We start from the raw sequence: 18,111 nt of genomic DNA on the forward strand, positions 1-18,111 counted from the left end.
CTTACGCTTCTTGGCCGACAGTTTCGTCTTTGATTCCCAGCTCTTCTTTAATCCAGTCATATCCTTCTGCTTCAAGGCGCTGTGCTAATTCTTCGCCCCCTGATTTCACAATGCGTCCCTGCATCATAACGTGAACGTGATCAGGAGTGATGTAGTTAAGAAGGCGCTGATAGTGAGTGATGATCAGGCAGCCGAAATCTTCCCCGCGCATTTTGTTGATTCCTTTGGAAACAACTTTAAGGGCATCGATATCCAGACCTGAATCAATCTCGTCAAGGATAGCGATCTTAGGTTGGATCATCATTAGTTGAAGGATTTCATTACGTTTCTTCTCTCCGCCTGAGAATCCTTCGTTAAGATAACGTTGAGCCATATCCGGATCCATCTCAAGGTATTCCATTTCAGAATCCATTTTGCGGATGAACTTCATAAGTGAAATTTCTTCGCCTTCCGCGCGACGGCTGTTGATGGCTGAACGTAAGAAGTCTGCGTTCGTTACACCGCTGATTTCACTTGGGTACTGCATTGCAAGGAATAGTCCTACGCGTGCGCGCTCATCGACTTCCATTTCAAGGACATCTTCACCGTCGAACGTGATGCTTCCTTTTGTCACTTCATACTTTGGGTGACCCATGATAGCAGAAGATAAAGTTGATTTACCTGTACCATTCGGTCCCATTACTGCGTGGATTTCTCCACCTTTAATTTCAAGGTTAACCCCTTTCAGGATTTCCTTTCCTTCAATCTCAACATGAAGATCTTTAATTGTTAAAGTAGAACCTGCCATGTATATTTACCTCCGTGACTTTATAATGAATTTAAGAATATAATTCTTTAATCATTCTCAATTTATTCTCATTACAATCTTATAACAAATAAAAGCTATTATCAACTTTTTCAAGTTGTCAGTTCATGTTAACCGGACGGTGGAATCCCTTTCTATTGTTGGTCAAAAGGGATAGGAAAATGTAGGCTGTCTACGACCTGTTTTCTTAGAGAACTTTCGCTTTTCATATAGCGAGTGGTTTGATTTCCGCTGCAGGTGCTCGCTTTCCGCGGGGCGTGAGTTGAGCCTCCTCAGGCTTTGCCCTGTGGGGTCTCAACTTTCCCGCTATTCCCGTCGGAGTCGAGCACCTTCCGCTCCAATCAATTTTCAAAGCTTGAGCTTCCTATAATGACCACAAATTTTATTTTTAAAAACAAAAAACCAGTGCATCTTCTACACTGGTTTCCTTTTTTCTTCCTTATTATATATTAGCGTGCACCCTGCGATCAAGTGCAGCAATCATTCGGCGGCTTTCCTTATAATCCTGCTCTCTTTTCTTCTCTACTTGCATTCTGACTTCATGCTTTCGTTTGTACACCTCATAACCTATTCCATGGGCTCCATGCATTGCCTTCTCCATTTCACTTGTGTACGAGATACTCTCAAGAGAGTCGATAATGAATCATTCCTTTCGGGTTTTTAATTACTTTACAACTATACTACCCCCTCGTTCACAAGACAAAACCGGTATTTCATCATTTTTTCTAAAATTTATCCGTCAGCCTGATTCCCGGGGGCTACCCTTAAGTTTTCACAAAATTCCGCCTCTATACTGCCAAATAATACTGTCCCGGTGAAATTTTATTAGCTGAAATGTATATTTATTACCGTTAGAGGTATGCACTGCAATGAGTTTTGTAAAAGTACCCATAAAAAAGAGAAGGATCTCTCCCTCTCTAAGCACTCATTGCTTTAGTTGATTCAAATCCTGAATCGACTGCTGTACTAATGTCACAGCCTGACTCATGACCGCTCCTCCACCGAATGCTGCTGTTACACCGATGGTTTCGAGGATTTCTTCTTCAGAACATCCTTGATCCAGGCATCCTTTTGTATGATAGATAATACAATATTCATCCTGGGAATAAAGACTGATTCCAAGTGCAATCAACTGTTTTTCCTTTTTGGAAAGGACTCCTTCTCTGAAGCAGTGCTCTGTAAACGTATTATATTGCTCTGCAAGCTCAGGCATTTTCTCAGTGAAGATTCCAAGTCCCATTTTATAATCATGAAGGGCTGCTTCGGTTGTGTTTCTAGGTTCCATCTGCATATCATCCAACTCCATTTCGAAAATAGATTCATCGGAAATAGTATGAGCCAATTTGGAAATGAATATGTTAAAAAGTTACCGATGTCACTTGATGAAAGAAAGAGGTTGGGACTTAACTAACTCCATTCGCTTTAAAGACGAACAATATCTATTAGGTGTTATTTAGAATCACTTGTTGCACCGCTGTTGATTTCCGTGCAAGACTTCGCTTTCCTCGGGCGGAAGGCGAGCCTCCTCGTCGCTACGCTCCTGCGGGGTCTCACCTATTCCGCTTTTCCCGTAGGAGTCTTCGTCTTGCACTCCAATCAACAGCTAGAATCGTATAAATACCTATTATATGCTTTTAATAAACATAAAAATCCGAACGAATTTCGTTTTTCCTTCACAGAATTCGAATAATCGTCCGGATTTTTCTTTGGTTATAACACTATTGTCCCAACCTTTTTCTTAATGTTATTCCGTTACGGGTACAACGGCTCCATCCCATTCTTCATTGATGAAGTCCTGGATTTCTTTTGAGCGCAGGGCTTTGACCAGTTCCTTTACTTCTTCTTTGTTTTCGTCACCTTTATTCACAGCAATTACGTTCACGTACGGAGAGTTGCTGTCTTCGATGGCGATGGAGTCCTCCAGGGGTTTCAACCCTGCATCTATGGCATAGTTGGAGTTGATCACAACTGCGTCCCCTTCTTCATTTTCATACATTTGCGGAAGGAGAGCCGCTTCGTACTCATAATCGAATTTCAGTTTTTTTGGATTTTCTTTGATATCTTCCAGCTGTGCCTGTGTATTTTCCACTCCGTCCTTTAACGTAATCAGACCTTTTTTCTCTAATAAAGTAAGGATGCGGCCATGATCGGATACGGAATTACTCATCAAGATCGTGGCACCTTCAGGAAGGTCCTCGAGAGATTTATACTTTTTGGAATATACACCGATTGGCTCGATATGAATTCCTCCTGCATTGACGAAATCATATTCGTTCTCTTTCATCTGCAAGTCCATGTAAGGTACGGTTTGGAAGTAGTTCGCATCCAAATCACCATTATCCAAGTCTTTATTCGGAAGGATATAATCTTGATATGTTTCAATTTGCAGGTCGATTCCCTTATCTTCCAAAATCGGTTTCACTTTTTCAAGAATTTCCGCATGGGGAACGTTTGACGCTCCTACCACTAATTCCTTCTCGCCACTGCTTCCGGATCCGGAATCACTCCCGCATGCTGCCAATCCAAAAATACTTGTTGCTGCTACTATTCCTGCTAACCATTTTTTCATCTGTTTTCTCTCCTCTTATCGTTTGTCTAATTTATTTGTGAAGTAGTCTCCAATGATTTGAATTGCGAATACAACGATTAAAATCATGATGGTCGCGGCAAGGGTTACATCCTCCCTGCTCCGTTGAAAACCATCCAGGTAAGCGAGGTTTCCTAATCCCCCGGCACCGATGACACCCGCCATTGCCGTGTACCCCACCAGGGCGATGGCTGTTACCGTGATACCTGAAACCAAAGCCGGAAGAGATTCGGGAATAAGCACTTTCCATATGATTGTGCTTGTCTTCGCTCCCATCGCTTTCGCCGCTTCAATGACGCCTTTGTTCACTTCTCTTAATGCGATTTCCACCATGCGTGCATAAAACGGTGCTGCTCCGATGATCAGGGCAGGAAGGGCCGCGTTCGCCCCACGGATGGTATCCAATAAAAATTTTGTAAATGGAATCAGTAATACAATCAGGATAATGAAGGGAATCGAGCGGAATACATTGACCACTGCACTGGTCACCGTATAAGTAAGCTTGTTTTCCCATAAATTCTCCTTGGATGTAAGAAATAACAGGATTCCAAGAATCAGTCCTACTATGAAGGTAATCAGGACTGACATCCCCGTCATATAAAGGGTTTCAACAGTCGCTTCCCACATCTTCTCCCAGTCCACATTCGGAAATATATTTTCTATCATCCTCCGATCACCTCCACTTTGACCATCTGTTTCTCAGCGAAGGCAACGGCTGCCTGAATCGTCTCTTCGTTTCCGTCAAGATGGACGAATAGCGTACCATAAGCCCCTTTTTGCGTTTGGGAAATCTGTCCTTGAAGGATATTGACATCCAGGTCGAATCTTCGGATCAAGCTGGTAATGAGCGGTTGCTCAGTCGATTCACCAACGAAGGTGAATTTCAATACTTTTCCTTTCGGATACTGAGCCAATAGGTGATCGATCGTTTCCCCTGTTTCTTCCACTTGAGATACTTCTCTCACAAATCGCTTCGTCACCTGCTCTTTAGGGTTTCTGAACACTTCAAGAACATCCCCAAGCTCTACCACCTTCCCTTGTTCCATGACTGCCACACGATGACAGATTTTTTTGATCACATGCATTTCATGGGTGATCAGGACGATGGTCAGACCTAAACGTTTATTAATATCCACCAATAAATCAAGGATGGAATCGGTTGTTTGCGGATCTAAAGCAGAGGTGGCTTCGTCACAAAGAAGGACGTTTGGATTATTTGCAAGGGATCTCGCAATCCCGACCCTCTGCTTCTGTCCACCGCTCAATTGGGATGGATAGGCGTCTCCTCTCCCATCCAATCCCACCAGCTCCAATAATTCATTGGCCCTTCGCACTCTCTCCTTCTTAGAAACTCCGGCGATTTCTAATGGAAACTGGATATTTTCAAGTACTGTACGCGACCAAAGGAGATTGAAATGCTGAAAGATCATCCCGATTGACTGCCTCGCCTGCCGAAGATCTTTCCCTTTCACTTGGGAAACGATCTGTCCATTCACGTTGACGGTTCCATTTGTGGGAACTTCAAGTCCATTGAGCATCCTGATCAACGTACTTTTACCTGCCCCACTATAGCCAATCACTCCAAAAATTTCTCCTTGGCCAATGTCGATGTTGACGCCATCGACGGCTGAAATCGCTCCTGATTTTGATTGATAGATTTTTTTCACATCTGAAATGGTAATCATGCTGTCTCCACCTTCTTTCCGAGTAAAACGAGACATTTATAATTAGAATTATAGTTGCGCTTGCAATTCCCACAGCCTTTACGTATACAATAAAAAATGCCTTCCTGCGATAAGCAGAAAGGCATAATCATATATAGGACTATCCTTTCTCTCATCTTTCAAAGCAATTGCTTTGAGTGAATTGGCACCATTTCAATTTTCATTGACGGTTGCCGGGCTTCATAGGGCACGTCCCTCCACCTCTCTAAATAAGAGTAAAGTATCGATTTATTTAATTTTTTGAATTGTTGAAGACTCTGAAAATTCGCTACAAGAGAGATTCTATCATCGAAAATAGAAATGTGTCAATTCTTTTTTCTCACGTTTTTTAAACTTGGACCGGTTCCTTGACCCTGGACCTTGTCAGCCAAAGGATGGACTCTATAAATAATAGCTGGCGGTATCCTCCCCTGACCTCCAGGATGCCGTTTTCGATCAGTTGTGACAATCGATCTTCTCCTGTAAGCAGGGATAGCATGTCCTTTTCTTGTCCCTCAATGACAAAATGAGATTCCCTGCTGCCATCAGTCAATACAGCACAACCTCTGTTTGAAATGGAGATTTCGTATTGTTCCTTTTCACATCGAAACTGAAGAATAAATGGGCTGTCCGGAAACAAGAGTCGTAAGTGATACCTTGAATGACACTGATCTACTAATTCCTCTAAATATATTCGCATGAATACCCTCCCAGTGAAACTTCTATATAGTATCAATTCCACTTATAGGCATTTTTCCCTTTTAGACATTCTCGACATGTTTTGAATGAGTTTATCTTATTTGTCGAACAGTAAGAAATTGGGTGATGACCAGTCAAAAAACGATGGGATTCGAAACATTTCCCAAGAAATATGTCCTCGTTTGTAGAAAGAAAATCACTGTTTTCATAAACTTTTCTGTTCTTATCAGCACCGTGCTGGTTGATTTCCGCTCCAGATGCTCGCTTTCCTCGGGGCGTGAGTTGAGCCTCTTCCGCTCCAATCAACACTAATCATGTACTTCTCAAATTAGATAAATATGCGACTGGGGGCAATTTCATCCTATTTCTAAAGCTGGTGAAGACAAAATAAAAAGACCTTTCACAAAGGTCTCTTATCCCCACTAACTGCTTTGGATTTTGTTGATGGTTTCGTATAGGAATGGTACGGATTGAAAGGCATAGATTCTCTCCATTTCCTGTCCATCTTTAAATAAAAGAAGGCAGGGGACGCTTTCAATGGATTGTTCTTCTGCGAATTGAGGCAGATAGTTCAGATTCGCCTTTGCAAAATGAAATGACTGGGGGAGTTTCTCGACCACTTCCAACATTTTACCCGCGACCTGACATGTACCACACATCGGTGTATATAGATAAACGGCTTCAAACGCATGGTATTTGATCGATTCGTTTAATTCTTCTGTCTGGCTTACCTCCAACAAAACTAAATCATCCTTTTTCCAAGATATTCTTTATGCACATCGATATTTGCACCAATGAGAACGGAGGCAAGATGATATTCCGGAGCAGCGGCCACTTCCTTATACATCCGGTCGATATAAAGGTGTTCCGCTTCAGGGAATTCACGCTTGAACTGTTTGCGTAACTTCTCCCCCGCATCATCTGCATCGACGAGGATGTATACATCCCTTTCGAACAGCTCATCGATGAGTTCGTCCATTTTTGTGATGCTGATCGTTCCATTCGTGCAAATAATTTCAATCGGTTCTTTGATTATTCCTCTTACTTTCCGCTTGTCGGTTGTACCTTCGACAATGATTACCTTTTCGTCAAGTTCCATCATGATCATCACCTTATCTTTCAGAAATAAGATTAGGATAGTATATTCAGATAACAAGAGATGATGTCCACTTTCTACTCATATTTTCTCATGTTTACAAAAAATAGTGCAAGTGGTTTGTTTCATTGCTTATAGAAATGGTGCCAGATCCATACACGAATCTGGCACCCCGGGTCACCTTTAACACCATCCACCTTCGTCACAATCCGTGTATCTCGCATCTTGGCCTTCAGTGGAAGTATAGTTTTGATAAATTTTATTTTCTTTTGCTTCGAAGTTCGGTTCCATTGTCAATCCATCAAGGGGCAGGGACATTCTGCCGATTGCCTGACCGTCGAGGAATAATTCGACTTCACCATTTTTAAGCCTGCCTGTCACCCTGCTTGTGACATCTAATTTCTTTGGTTCAAGTACCATACGTATTCATCCTTTCTTTTTACGCATACCCATATGATGCCCAAAAAGAAAAACAAAACACCTTGAGAAATCTCAAGGTGTCGGGATGGAAATTATCCTTCATTGATCATTCTATCATACTCTTCAGCTGTCATCAGCTTGTCTACTTCTCCAGCATCTGAAGGTTCCACAACGACCATCCATGCTTTTTCATAAGGTGATTCGTTCACGAATTCAGGGCTGTCGGAAAGCTCTTCATTCACTTCTACAACCTTACCGGAAACAGGTGCGTATAGCTCAGAAACGGTCTTTACCGATTCAACACTGCCGAAAGGCTCGTCCGCTTTGATTTCATCTCCAACTTCAGGTAACTCGACGAATACGATATCGCCCAGCTCAGATTGTGCAAATGATGTGATTCCTACGCGTACATTTTCCCCTTCAACTTTGACCCACTCGTGTTCTTCTGAATAACGAAGTTCTTTCGGTGTACTCATTCTCTATCCCTCCAAATGCTAGTTATACAACCTAATATTGACACACTTTTCATCGAAAAAGCAAGAAAACTAAGTGTGAATAATGAAACTTTTTCATCGGAAATCACTTACCCATTTTTACTTCCAGGTTTCCTCGAACGTTTCTTCTTTAAAACCTACGGTCACCTTGCTTCCATCCGTCGTGATTGGACGTTTGATGAGCATCCCGTCAGAGGAAAGGATTTCTAATAATTCATCATCAGAAGCTGAATTCACTTTATCTTTCAAGCCAAGTTCACGATATTTTTTGCCACTTGTATTGAAAAACTTCTTAAGAGGAAATCCGCTCTTTTCGTACAGGCTTTTAAGCTCCATTTTTGACGGGGGATTTTCTACAATATGTATTTCATCTATGGAGAGACCCTGGTTCTCCAGCCACTTTTTTGCTTTCTTACATGTACCGCATTTTGGATAAGAATAAAAAGTCAATGACATCATTGCACCACCTTTCCTAGCAGGTACCGGATAGGGTGTGTTCCCCATCCGGTCACCGTGAATCTTTTTTCTATATTCGACAATATCCGTTAGTATCCTTCTTTTCCGGAACATTACTCACATTGTTTTTCAACGGTTTCAACCAATTCTTTGAGGAGGACGGTTGCGTTGTCCAGTTCAAGAGAATAGAAACGCTGTGTTCCTTTTTGCTCCAGTGATACCAGCTGCTGATCTCTCAGGATCTTCAGGTGATGGGAAACAGCAGGTCGGGATAATGTCAGATTTTCAGTTATCTGATTGACCGTAAGAGGTTCTTGTTCGGCAAGAAGTAGAATTATATCCTGACGATAAGGATCGCTCAGCGCTTGGAATAATGGAATACAAGCACGGAATGTATCGATTGCTTTTTGGCCCATAGCCTTCTCCCTTCAACTCATTCACATTCAATTATACCCGTTCCTGTACCTTCCGAACAATATTCGTGACCATTTTACGCGGTATGAATCGAATCGCCTGAGTCAGTATCCGGTTTTTCATACCTGGGACGATCACTACTTTGTCCTTTGTCATCATTTGTGTATATCCTTCTTCCACGACATCTTCCACACTCATCACACCCGACTGGAAGAGCTTGGAGGACTGTAGTTCGGCCGCATCACTGAATCCTGTTTCGGTTGCACCGGGGCAAAGAGCCGTCACTTTGACCCCATGTTTGGCCCACTCATTGGCCAAAGCTTCCGAGAAAGAAAGGACATACGCTTTTGTTGCATAGTAAACGGCCATCAATGGTCCGGGCTGAAATGCTGCTGTTGACGCAACATTTAATATACGCCCACTCTTCCGGCTCACCATTTCCTTCCCAATATACTTACTCAGCTCTGTCAGGGCCGTGATATTCACTTGGATCATATCCAGCTCTTTGGAAAGTTCCGTTTCCTCAAACTCCCCGAATAATCCGAAACCGGCATTATTGATGAGAATATCGACTCTGATTCCCTGTACTTTGATTTCATCATAAAGCTTCTTTGAGGCTTGGGGCTTCGAAAGATCAGAAATAAACACATGCGCTTTTACCCCGTATTTATTCATGATTTCCTGTGATAAAGCCAGCAGCTTTTCCTCACTTCTGGCCACTAAAATCACATCATGTCCAGAACCGGCAAACTTATGACTGAAATTCAGACCGATACCACTTGAAGCACCAGTAATTAAAACAGTCTTATTCATCTGTCCTTACCACCTTTTTTATACGTTTAAACACTTAAACATTTAAACATATAATAATTCACAGTACGATTGATGTCAAATCGTGAAACGAAATAAAGGGACGGACCTCCAAATTGGAGGTCCGTCCCTATCCTTACTTAAAGTGCATATTTTTCTACATCGATCAGCTTTTCTGATGCTTCACGCTTCACTGCGATCACGTTGATCGGTGTGTGGCGTGTGAATTTACGAAGAGCTGACAGCATCATGCGCAGTGTGTCACCCGTTTCAGTTGCCACAAGCGTTTCTTTTGCATGCTGTTCAATTTCATTAAAAGCTTCTTGACAGAAGATTTGTGTGTAAAGAAGCTTTTGTTTCGCTTTCTCCACTCCGCCTTTTTCAATCGCTTTTTCCGTTCTAAGGACAACAGATTCCATTGCGTAAGCCTGAGAAACGATATCCGCAATGTTAACAAGGATTTCCTGTTCTTTTTCAAGGGCTTTACCGTATTTCTGTGCAGCCAATCCTGCCAGCATCAAGCCGATTTTCTTAGCATTCTTCACAAGGTACTTCTCTTGTGCCAATGGCTCATCGCCCACTTCTTCAGGCATAAGCATCATCAATTCTTCTTGAAGAGCCTGCGCTTTTTGAAGTAATGGCAGTTCACCTTTCATGGCTTTACGAAGGTATGTGCCTGGAACAAGAAGTCGGTTGATTTCATTCGTTCCTTCGAAGATACGGTTGATACGGGAATCACGGTACATTCTTTCAATTTCATATTCCTGCATAAAGCCGTATCCACCATGAAGCTGAACGCCTTCATCTACAATATAATCAAGCACTTCCGTTGCGAAGAATTTGTTTAATGAACATTCGATTGCATATTCAGCAATGGATTTTGCAACCTCTGTCCCATTCTTTACTTCTTCATCCGTCAGTTTGCTCATGCGATCCTCGAATAATCCTACTGTACGGTAAACGGAAGATTCCGCAGCGTACAATTTAGATGCCATAGTCGCAAGCTTTTCTTTCGTCAAGTTGAAGCTTGAGATCGGTGTTTTGAACTGCTGACGCTGATTCGTGTATTGAACCGTTACTTCAAGGGCACGTTTACTTGCTCCCACTGCACCTACACCCAATTTGTAACGACCGATGTTCAAGATGTTGAAGGCGATGATATGGCCTTTACCGGCATCACCCAGGAGGTTTTCCACCGGGATTTCAGCATCTTCAAGAATCAATGTACGAGTGGATGAGCTCTTGATCCCCATTTTCTTTTCTTCAGGACCTGTTGAAACGCCAGGGAATTCTTTTTCTACGATAAATGCTGAGAAATGCTCTCCATCAATCTTTGCATACACAACGAACACATCGGCAAATGCAGAGTTTGTGATCCATTGTTTTTCCCCGTTCAGAATGTAGTGGGTACCTTCTGCGTTTAATTTAGCCGTCGTTTTCGCACCAAGTGCATCAGAACCTGAACCTGGCTCTGTCAAAGCGTAAGCGGCTAATTTTTCACCGGTGGAAAGTGCAGGAAGATATTTTTGTTTCTGATCTTCGTTACCAAATAGTACGATCGGAAGGGATCCGATACCCACATGAGCTCCGTGAGAGATGGAGAATCCGCCGGCACGTGACATTTTTTCAGCAATCAAAGCCGAGCTTACTTTATCCAGACCTAATCCGCCGTACTCTTCAGGTACATCTGCTCCCAGAAGACCAAGATCCCCTGCTTCTTTTAAAAGACGCACAGAATGATCAAACTCATGATTTTCCAGATTATCAATGACAGGTACAACTTCATTCAGTACATAGTCCTCTGTCGTTTTCGCAATCATTTTTTGTTCGTCGGAATAATCTTCCGGTGTGAAAACTTGCTCAAAGCTTACATCTTCAATTAAAAAACTTCCACCCTTGATTAGCTTTTCTGTTTGATTCGCCATTTCGAATCCCCCTAAAATGATATTTTGAAAGAGTAGAGGGCCTCGAGATTCGAGGTCCGTCCCTCCGATTAACCGATTAATTCAAATACGCCGGCTGCTCCCATTCCGCCGCCGATACACATGGTGACGATACCGAATTGCTGGTTTCTGCGTTTCATTTCATGTACCAGTGAAAGGGTCAGCTTCGCGCCGGTACAGCCCAGTGGGTGACCGAGAGCGATGGCCCCGCCATTCACGTTTACTCGTTCTTCATCCAACCCCAGCTGACGGATGACCTGGATGGACTGGGAAGCGAATGCTTCATTCAGTTCAAATAATCCGATATCCGAAAGCTCAAGTCCTGCCATCTTAAGTGCCCGCGGGATTGCTTTCACAGGGCCGATCCCCATGATTTCAGGCGGTACGCCCGCTACTGCGAAACTTCTGAATTTCGCCATCGGCTGCAGACCTAATGATCCTGCCTTTTCACGGTCCATCACCATGACGGCCGCTGCTCCGTCACTCGTTTGTGATGAGTTCCCTGCCGTTACAGAGCCCTTTACATTGAAAGCCGGTCGTAATTTAGCGAGAACCTCAGAGCTTGTTTCTGCCCGGACCCCTTCATCTTTTGAAAATTGGAAGGATTTTTCGACAAGCTTATTGTCACCGCTTACTGAACGATGAAGCACATCGACTGGGACGATCTCATCGTCAAACTTCCCTTCAGAAATCGCCTTGGCCGCTTTTTGGTGGCTTCGTACGGCAAAGGCATCCTGATCTTCACGGGATACGCCGAACTTTGTTGCAACCTGCTCAGCTGTATGACCCATGCTCATGTAATATTGAGGAGCGTTTTCAGCAAGCTTCGAGTTCGGACGAACCACATGGCCCATCATCGGGACAAGACTCATGGATTCCGCTCCACCGGCGATCGCCGTATCAGAGTGACCGAGCATGATTTTTTCTGCCGCATAGGCAATGGATTGTAATCCTGATGAACAGTAACGGTTGATGGTGATTGCCGGTACGGAATCAGGAAGACCTGCAAGTCCTCCGATATTCCGTGCCATATTCAACCCTTGCTCTGCTTCCGGCATCGCACACCCGATAATCAAGTCATCGATGTTCCCTTCATAATTACCTGCTCGCTTAAGGGTTTCTTTCACTACTAGTGCTCCAAGATCATCCGGTCTTACCTGAGCCAATGATCCTTTTCGAGATTTTCCGACTGGTGTTCTTGCACCAGCGACAATGACTGCTTCGCGCATAATATTCCCCCGCTTTCTCCTATGATTGAAACGCTGATTAGTTGCGTAATGGTTTTCCTTTTACAAGCATGTGCTGCATTCTTTGCTGAGACTTAGGCTGTGCAACAAGGCTTAGGAACGCTTCTCTTTCAAGATCCAACAGATACTGTTCGTCGACTTCTGTTCCGTATGGTACTTTTCCGCCTGCAATCACATAAGCAAGCTTCTTCGCAATCATCAAATCGTGGTCTGAAATGAAGCCTGACTGGAACATGGACTGAGCTCCAAGAAGAAGAGTTGCATATCCCGGCTCACCTACGACCGGAACCTTTTTACGGATCGGAGCCGAGTAACCGGCTTCTGATAGGCTTAATGCTGCCTGTTTTGCATCGTATAGTAAATGATCATTGTTTACGCTTACTCCATCGGCTTTATTCAAGAAGTTATTATCCCTTGCTTCATCCCCGGATGTGGAAACCTTCGCCATGGCAATCGTTTCGAATACTTTATTGGCCACTTTCTGAAGATCGAATTCCACTCCGTTTGGAAGGTTGGCTAAGTGCTTCATATAAAGCTCTTTATTTCCACCGCCTCCAGGGATCAATCCAACACCGACTTCGACTAAGCCCATGTAGGTTTCCATCGACGCCTGGATGTGGGCAGCCGGTAAGCAGACTTCGCTTCCTCCGCCTAATGTCATACCGAATGGTGCCGCCACAACCGGTTTAGAAGAATATTTGATCTTCATCATCGCCTGCTGGAAGTGCCGTACAACCATGTCGATTTCAAAGACATTGTCATCCTGCGCTTCCATGAGGATCATGGCAAGGTTTGCCCCCACACAGAAGTTCTTGCCCTGGTTCCCAATGACGAGTCCTTTGTAGTTCTTCTCTACTTCATCAACGGCAAAATTGATCATTTGAGTGATATCCATGCCGATGGCGTTATTTGGGGAATGGAATTCAAGAAGGGCAATTCCGTCCCCGATGTCGATCAGGCTCGCCCCGGAATTCTTTTTGATGAGCTTTCCTGAGTTCTTCAGCGCCTTTAAGTCGATCGCCTTCGGGTTACGTTCTACAAGTCGATAGTCGCCATTGTGATAGAAGTAACGCTCACCATTTTCCTCTTTATAGAATGTGGAGTTGCCTTCTGAAAGCATCGTCTCCACCCATTGTGGTACAGTGCGGCCTTCTTCCTTCATACGGGTTACTGATTTTTCAACTCCGATGCTATCCCATGTTTCAAATGGTCCCATTTCCCATCCGAAGCCCCATTTCATGGCTTGGTCGATGCCCACGATGTCATCTGCAATTTCACCATGCAGCTCGGCTGAATACGTTAAGACCGGAGACACGATATTCCACAGTAGTGACCCTGCCTGATCTTTTGCATAGACAAGTGATTTGATTTTATTTTTTAAGCCCTTTTCATTTTTCGCCATTTCAAGTGAAGCTGTTTTCAGCTTTTGGCGGGGCTGATAGTCCATCGTTTCAGGATTAAGCTCCAGGATTTCTTTCCCTTTCTTAAGGAAGAAGCCTTGCCCGCTCTTACTTCCAAGCCAGCCGTTCTCAAGCATTTTCTGCATGAATGCAGGTACTTCAAACACCTTCTGTTCTTCGCCTTCCACTTGGTCATACACATTCTTTGCAACATGTGCGAATGTATCAAGTCCTACGACATCAAGTGTACGGAAAGTGGCGCTTTTCGGTCTTCCGATCGTCGGTCCTGTAATGGAGTCGACTTCCCCTACAGAGTAGCCGCCTTTTAACATTTCCTGCACCGTGATCAGTAAGCCATACGTTCCGATACGGTTCGCAATGAAGTTTGGCGTATCCTTTGCCATGACGACACCCTTACCGAGGACGTCTTCACCAAATGTCTTCATGAAACTTACGACTTCCGGATCCGTCTTTTTCGTCGGGATCACTTCAAGAAGCTTCAAGTAACGTGGCGGATTGAAGAAATGTGTGCCAAGGAAATTCTTCTGGAAGTCTTCTGACCGTCCTTCCGACATCGCCTCGATTGAAATCCCTGACGTATTGGAACTGATGATGCTTCCCGGTTTGCGGTAGCGTTCCACTTGTTCGAATACTTTCTTCTTAATATCTAAATTCTCAACGACTACTTCGATGACCCAGTCACAATCACTGATATATTGAAGGTCATCCTCGAAGTTACCTGCCGTAATAAGTGAAGCATTCTGTTTTGAGGTGAGTGGTGCCGGTTTTTGTTTAAAGAGCTTTTTTAAAGCGTTTTCACTAAACTGATTACGAAACGCTTTGCTCTCTTCTGTCAATCCCTTTGCTTTATGTTCGTCTGTCAATTCTCTTGGTACGATATCTAATAACATTGTCGGGATGCCGATATTTGCAAGATGCGCGGCTATTCCTGAACCCATGACTCCTGATCCTAACACTGCGGCTTTCTGAATTCTACGAACCAATGGTATTTCCCCCTTATTCACACTTTGAATGAATACTCATTCATTTTTCACTTAAAAAAAAGACTCGAATGAGTTCCTGTTACATCTAATATATCGGATTTTCTAAAATATCGCAATATTTAAAGAGTTAAATTTACAAAAAATTCGCTATTGTCTCCCACACCTACATGGGCAATCGTCTAAATCAACCTATTCATCCACCCAAGTCCACGTGCCTGCACACAAGCGCCAACCTATTCTCTCCTATTATATATATGAAATTTTGGAGGGACGGACCTTGGGTAGACAACCATTTCTGCTCCCATTTTTTTATTGAAAGCCCGCTTTCAAAGGATTTTTAGGTTCTGGCGTCTTCGTTTCCACTGAAAATCGGAGGTCCGTCCCTCATATTTTTTTTACGATCCGGGAATGTTAGGAGTGGAGGTGTTCGAGATGGCGAAGCAGAAGAAGGATCCTTCTAAGGCTGGGGTTAGTGCAGCGAGTGTGAAGGGGGATGCCGGTCCGACGGTTGAGATGGATGGCGGCGGCAAGCGTAATAGTCAAAACAATCAATTTAAGAAGCAACCATAGGAATTGGAGATGGCACCTGATTAATATGATCGGGTGCTGTTTTTTATGGGGCGTTCTCCCCTCTCCCATACAAAAATTAACTTTGCCTTCCCGTCCATTTTAAAGTAAACTATTACTATCAATTTAAAGACGTCAGACCTCCTACTTCGCCAACAACATCATGAACAAAGTAGCACGTCTGTTTTTTTAAGCACACGAATGATAACGTTTACAGATAAGGAGATTATGTGAATGAAGCGCAGATTTTTGTTTTTTACGATTGGACTTTTCATTTTAACAATGGGGGTTGCCCTGATCATTAAGTCGGGGCTCGGAGCCTCTGCGTGGGATGCCCTTGCGGTTGGGGAGTCGAATATGTTCGGATTTACCGTAGGGACGGCCATTTTTATCAACGGGATTGTGTTGATCGGTCTCAATGCTCTCATTATGAAAAAGAAACCCGATATCCTCGCGGCAGGATCGATTCTTGTCATTGGCCTGTTAATCGATTTTTGGCTGCTCGTTGTCTTTAACAATTATGCACCTGGGATTATTTGGAATCAACTGGTTGCCCTTGCTTCCGGAATTTTGACGATGGGGCTTGGAATTGCGATTTACCTTCAGGCGAAGTTCCCGGCAAGTCCGATGGATACCCTTATGGTTGCCATCCATACACGTTTCGGGTTAAACCTTCGTAACTCCCGGATCATCAGTGAAGGATTTGCCCTTTCCCTGGCATTCCTCTTTAAAGGGGATATCGGAATCGGGACAATCATTGTCACCCTTACATTAGGATTCGTCGTTCAATACAGCTTCCCGATATTCGAACAGCTCTTCGAGAAAAAAACAATAGGAAAAGCAGCCGTTTCTGCTGACTGATCTTAATCCAAAAAAGCAATCTTTCCAAAAGGGAAGATTGCTTTTTTCTATCATGCCGGATCATTTTCTCATGAGGGGCTTACTTTTCCTTTTTCATTCAACAGTTTATTGACACGCTTTCTTTGACTTTTATCAGCCATTACATAAAGTGTATCGCCTGCTTTAATCATGGTGTCCCCTGTGGGAGTGATCAATTCATTGTATCGTATGACCGCAGAAATCAACGTTTTTTCAGGGAGATCGATGTCTTTGATCATCCTATTCGTAATATAGGCATCGTCATTAATGAGTACTTCAAGCATTTCATTATTTGTTTTCCCGATGGAAACGAGTTCGATGCTGTGGGCGATCGGCGGTTTTTCTTCTCCCGCAAGCTTAAGATAGTTTGCCAGAGGGGAGATCGTCGTTCCCTGGATGAGAGCAGAGAGCAGAACGACGAAAAACACAACGTTGAAGATGACTTCGCTGTTTTCAATGCCTGCTACCATCGGATACGTTGCCAATACGATCGGGACCGCTCCCTTTAAGCCTGCCCAGGAAATGAAGAACTTCTCTTTAATGGTGAAGTTCCTTTCCAGCGCTAAGCTCAAATAGACTCCGAGAGGTCTCGCTACCACAATCAACAGAATCGCAAGTATGATACCCTGCCACGCAATTCCCGGCAGGTGCTGTGGGAAGACCAGCAATCCAAGGAGGATGAACATGACGATCTGCATCATCCACGCGAATCCTTCATTGAAACGGACAATGGAATGGCGGTAGGTGAGCTCCTTATTCCCGACGACGATTGCCATGATATACACGGCCAGGAGACCACTCGCCTCCAGGATGCTTGTGAAGGCATAAGTAAAAATGGCAAGGGAGATGGACAGGACCGGATACAGTCCGGATGAATCAAGGTTGATTCGATTGATGATCCATACGGATGCCAGACCCAGTACCAGACCAAGTACCAAGCCCATTCCCATCTGCCAAAAGAAGCTCAGGATCAGGGAAGCGGGGTTCAATCCAGGGAATTGAATCAATTGTAAAAATGCTACAGTTAAGAAAATGGCCATGGGGTCGTTACTGCCGGACTCTGCTTCCAGTGTGGAAGATATCTTCGGTTTGATGTTCTTGTTCCCAAGTACGGAGAACACCGCTGCAGCGTCGGTTGAACCAACGATCGCCCCAAATAACATTCCTTCCAGCCAGCTCACTCCAAGTATATACTTGGCTGCCACCCCGATGGATACGGTGGTTGCCACCACCCCGATGGTTGCCAGTGAAAGGGCGGGCTTATACACCTTTTTCACATTCCCCCATTCCGTTTGAAGACCACCCTCGAACAAAATGATGATGAGTGCAAGCGTACCGATAAATTGAGTCATAGGGGCGTTATCGAAGAAAAAGTATGTATTTAAGACCATTCCCACGATGATGAACAGAATCAATGAGGGGACGCCTAATCGTGTGGAGAATTTAGCGGTGATCACACCGACCAGTAGCAAGAGGCCAAGGAGCAGGGTCAAATTATCAATGGTAATTTCCATATTATCGCCTCTGATTTCATGAAGATTATTCCCTTTCATTATATAACATTGTGAATTACGTAACAAATATTAC

The 18,111-nt window shown here is 43.8% G+C and carries 20 protein-coding genes and 1 riboswitch; of the genes, 2 read left to right on the plus strand and 18 right to left on the minus strand.

The annotated features are described in order from the left end of the window. Window position 1 precedes the first annotated feature (1 nt). The 17 genes from sufC to V8G47_RS07405 all read right to left on the minus strand — a co-directional run bounded on the left by sufC (window position 2) and on the right by V8G47_RS07405 (window position 15,078). Window positions 2-787 (minus strand): Fe-S cluster assembly ATPase SufC, encoded by a 786-nt coding sequence (gene sufC, locus V8G47_RS07325; RefSeq protein ID WP_079532027.1) that lies wholly within the window; start codon window positions 785-787, stop codon window positions 2-4. Between the two features lie 460 nt (window positions 788-1,247). After that, the gene (locus tag V8G47_RS07330) at window positions 1,248-1,394 is read right to left on the minus strand and encodes a hypothetical protein (RefSeq protein WP_167562138.1); all 147 of its coding nucleotides are present in this window, start codon (window positions 1,392-1,394) and stop codon (window positions 1,248-1,250) included. Between the two features lie 336 nt (window positions 1,395-1,730). After that, on the minus strand, window positions 1,731-2,096 hold the full coding sequence (locus tag V8G47_RS07335) for a carboxymuconolactone decarboxylase family protein (RefSeq protein ID WP_336199622.1): 366 nt from the start codon (window positions 2,094-2,096) through the stop codon (window positions 1,731-1,733). 453 nt (window positions 2,097-2,549) lie between these two features. Beyond that, window positions 2,550-3,374, minus strand: coding sequence for a MetQ/NlpA family ABC transporter substrate-binding protein (locus tag V8G47_RS07340; RefSeq protein ID WP_336199530.1), 825 nt, complete (start codon window positions 3,372-3,374; stop codon window positions 2,550-2,552). Window positions 3,375-3,389: 15 nt separating this feature from the next. Further along, a complete protein-coding gene (locus V8G47_RS07345) occupies window positions 3,390-4,058 on the minus strand; it encodes a methionine ABC transporter permease (RefSeq protein WP_336199531.1) in 669 nt (222 codons plus the stop codon). Continuing rightward, the gene (locus V8G47_RS07350; protein WP_336199532.1) at window positions 4,055-5,077 is read right to left on the minus strand and encodes a methionine ABC transporter ATP-binding protein; all 1,023 of its coding nucleotides are present in this window, start codon (window positions 5,075-5,077) and stop codon (window positions 4,055-4,057) included. Before V8G47_RS07350 ends, V8G47_RS07345 begins: the two co-directional genes overlap by 4 nt. A 148-nt stretch (window positions 5,078-5,225) precedes the next feature. Continuing rightward, a riboswitch (SAM riboswitch) is annotated at window positions 5,226-5,332 on the minus strand. Between the two features lie 112 nt (window positions 5,333-5,444). Further along, window positions 5,445-5,795 carry an SCP2 sterol-binding domain-containing protein gene (locus V8G47_RS07355; RefSeq protein WP_336199533.1) on the minus strand — a complete coding sequence of 117 codons (351 nt, stop codon included), beginning with the start codon at window positions 5,793-5,795 and terminating at the stop codon, window positions 5,445-5,447. Between the two features lie 421 nt (window positions 5,796-6,216). After that, complete coding sequence (locus V8G47_RS07360) at window positions 6,217-6,534, minus strand: thioredoxin family protein (protein WP_442970807.1); 318 nt, start codon at window positions 6,532-6,534, stop codon at window positions 6,217-6,219. 2 nt (window positions 6,535-6,536) lie between these two features. Continuing rightward, the gene (locus tag V8G47_RS07365; RefSeq protein WP_060673038.1) at window positions 6,537-6,893 is read right to left on the minus strand and encodes a toprim domain-containing protein; all 357 of its coding nucleotides are present in this window, start codon (window positions 6,891-6,893) and stop codon (window positions 6,537-6,539) included. Window positions 6,894-7,073: 180 nt separating this feature from the next. Continuing rightward, on the minus strand, window positions 7,074-7,310 hold the full coding sequence (locus V8G47_RS07370; RefSeq protein WP_336199534.1) for a YusG family protein: 237 nt from the start codon (window positions 7,308-7,310) through the stop codon (window positions 7,074-7,076). Between the two features lie 92 nt (window positions 7,311-7,402). After that, complete coding sequence (gene gcvH / locus V8G47_RS07375; protein WP_336199535.1) at window positions 7,403-7,786, minus strand: glycine cleavage system protein GcvH; 384 nt, start codon at window positions 7,784-7,786, stop codon at window positions 7,403-7,405. 117 nt (window positions 7,787-7,903) lie between these two features. Beyond that, window positions 7,904-8,260 (minus strand): arsenate reductase family protein, encoded by a 357-nt coding sequence (locus tag V8G47_RS07380; RefSeq protein WP_336199536.1) that lies wholly within the window; start codon window positions 8,258-8,260, stop codon window positions 7,904-7,906. A 113-nt stretch (window positions 8,261-8,373) separates the two neighbouring features. Further along, window positions 8,374-8,676: an ArsR/SmtB family transcription factor gene (locus tag V8G47_RS07385; protein WP_044338179.1), complete on the minus strand. Its 303-nt coding sequence runs from the start codon at window positions 8,674-8,676 to the stop codon at window positions 8,374-8,376. Window positions 8,677-8,707: 31 nt separating this feature from the next. After that, window positions 8,708-9,487: an SDR family NAD(P)-dependent oxidoreductase gene (locus tag V8G47_RS07390; protein ID WP_336199537.1), complete on the minus strand. Its 780-nt coding sequence runs from the start codon at window positions 9,485-9,487 to the stop codon at window positions 8,708-8,710. A gap of 137 nt (window positions 9,488-9,624) precedes the next feature. Further along, window positions 9,625-11,409, minus strand: a complete 1,785-nt coding sequence (locus V8G47_RS07395; protein WP_034764040.1) for an acyl-CoA dehydrogenase family protein — start codon at window positions 11,407-11,409, stop codon at window positions 9,625-9,627. A 68-nt stretch (window positions 11,410-11,477) separates the two neighbouring features. Continuing rightward, a complete protein-coding gene (locus V8G47_RS07400) occupies window positions 11,478-12,656 on the minus strand; it encodes an acetyl-CoA C-acetyltransferase (protein ID WP_336199538.1) in 1,179 nt (392 codons plus the stop codon). Window positions 12,657-12,693: 37 nt separating this feature from the next. Beyond that, the gene (locus V8G47_RS07405; protein ID WP_336199539.1) at window positions 12,694-15,078 is read right to left on the minus strand and encodes a 3-hydroxyacyl-CoA dehydrogenase/enoyl-CoA hydratase family protein; all 2,385 of its coding nucleotides are present in this window, start codon (window positions 15,076-15,078) and stop codon (window positions 12,694-12,696) included. A gap of 432 nt (window positions 15,079-15,510) precedes the next feature. Here V8G47_RS07405 and V8G47_RS07410 point away from each other — a divergent pair, with 432 nt between their 5' ends. Continuing rightward, window positions 15,511-15,648: a YuzL family protein gene (locus tag V8G47_RS07410; protein ID WP_336199540.1), complete on the plus strand. Its 138-nt coding sequence runs from the start codon at window positions 15,511-15,513 to the stop codon at window positions 15,646-15,648. Window positions 15,649-15,879: 231 nt separating this feature from the next. Next, window positions 15,880-16,506, plus strand: a complete 627-nt coding sequence (locus tag V8G47_RS07415; protein ID WP_336199541.1) for a YczE/YyaS/YitT family protein — start codon at window positions 15,880-15,882, stop codon at window positions 16,504-16,506. 68 nt (window positions 16,507-16,574) lie between these two features. Here V8G47_RS07415 and V8G47_RS07420 read toward each other — a convergent pair whose 3' ends face one another. After that, window positions 16,575-18,038 carry a potassium/proton antiporter gene (locus tag V8G47_RS07420; protein WP_336199542.1) on the minus strand — a complete coding sequence of 488 codons (1,464 nt, stop codon included), beginning with the start codon at window positions 18,036-18,038 and terminating at the stop codon, window positions 16,575-16,577. Between the last annotated feature and the right edge of the window lie 73 nt (window positions 18,039-18,111).

Origin of the sequence: Rossellomorea sp. LJF3 (genome assembly GCF_037046045.1) — a bacterium.
Classification (GTDB): Bacteria; Bacillota; Bacilli; order Bacillales; family Bacillaceae_B; genus Rossellomorea.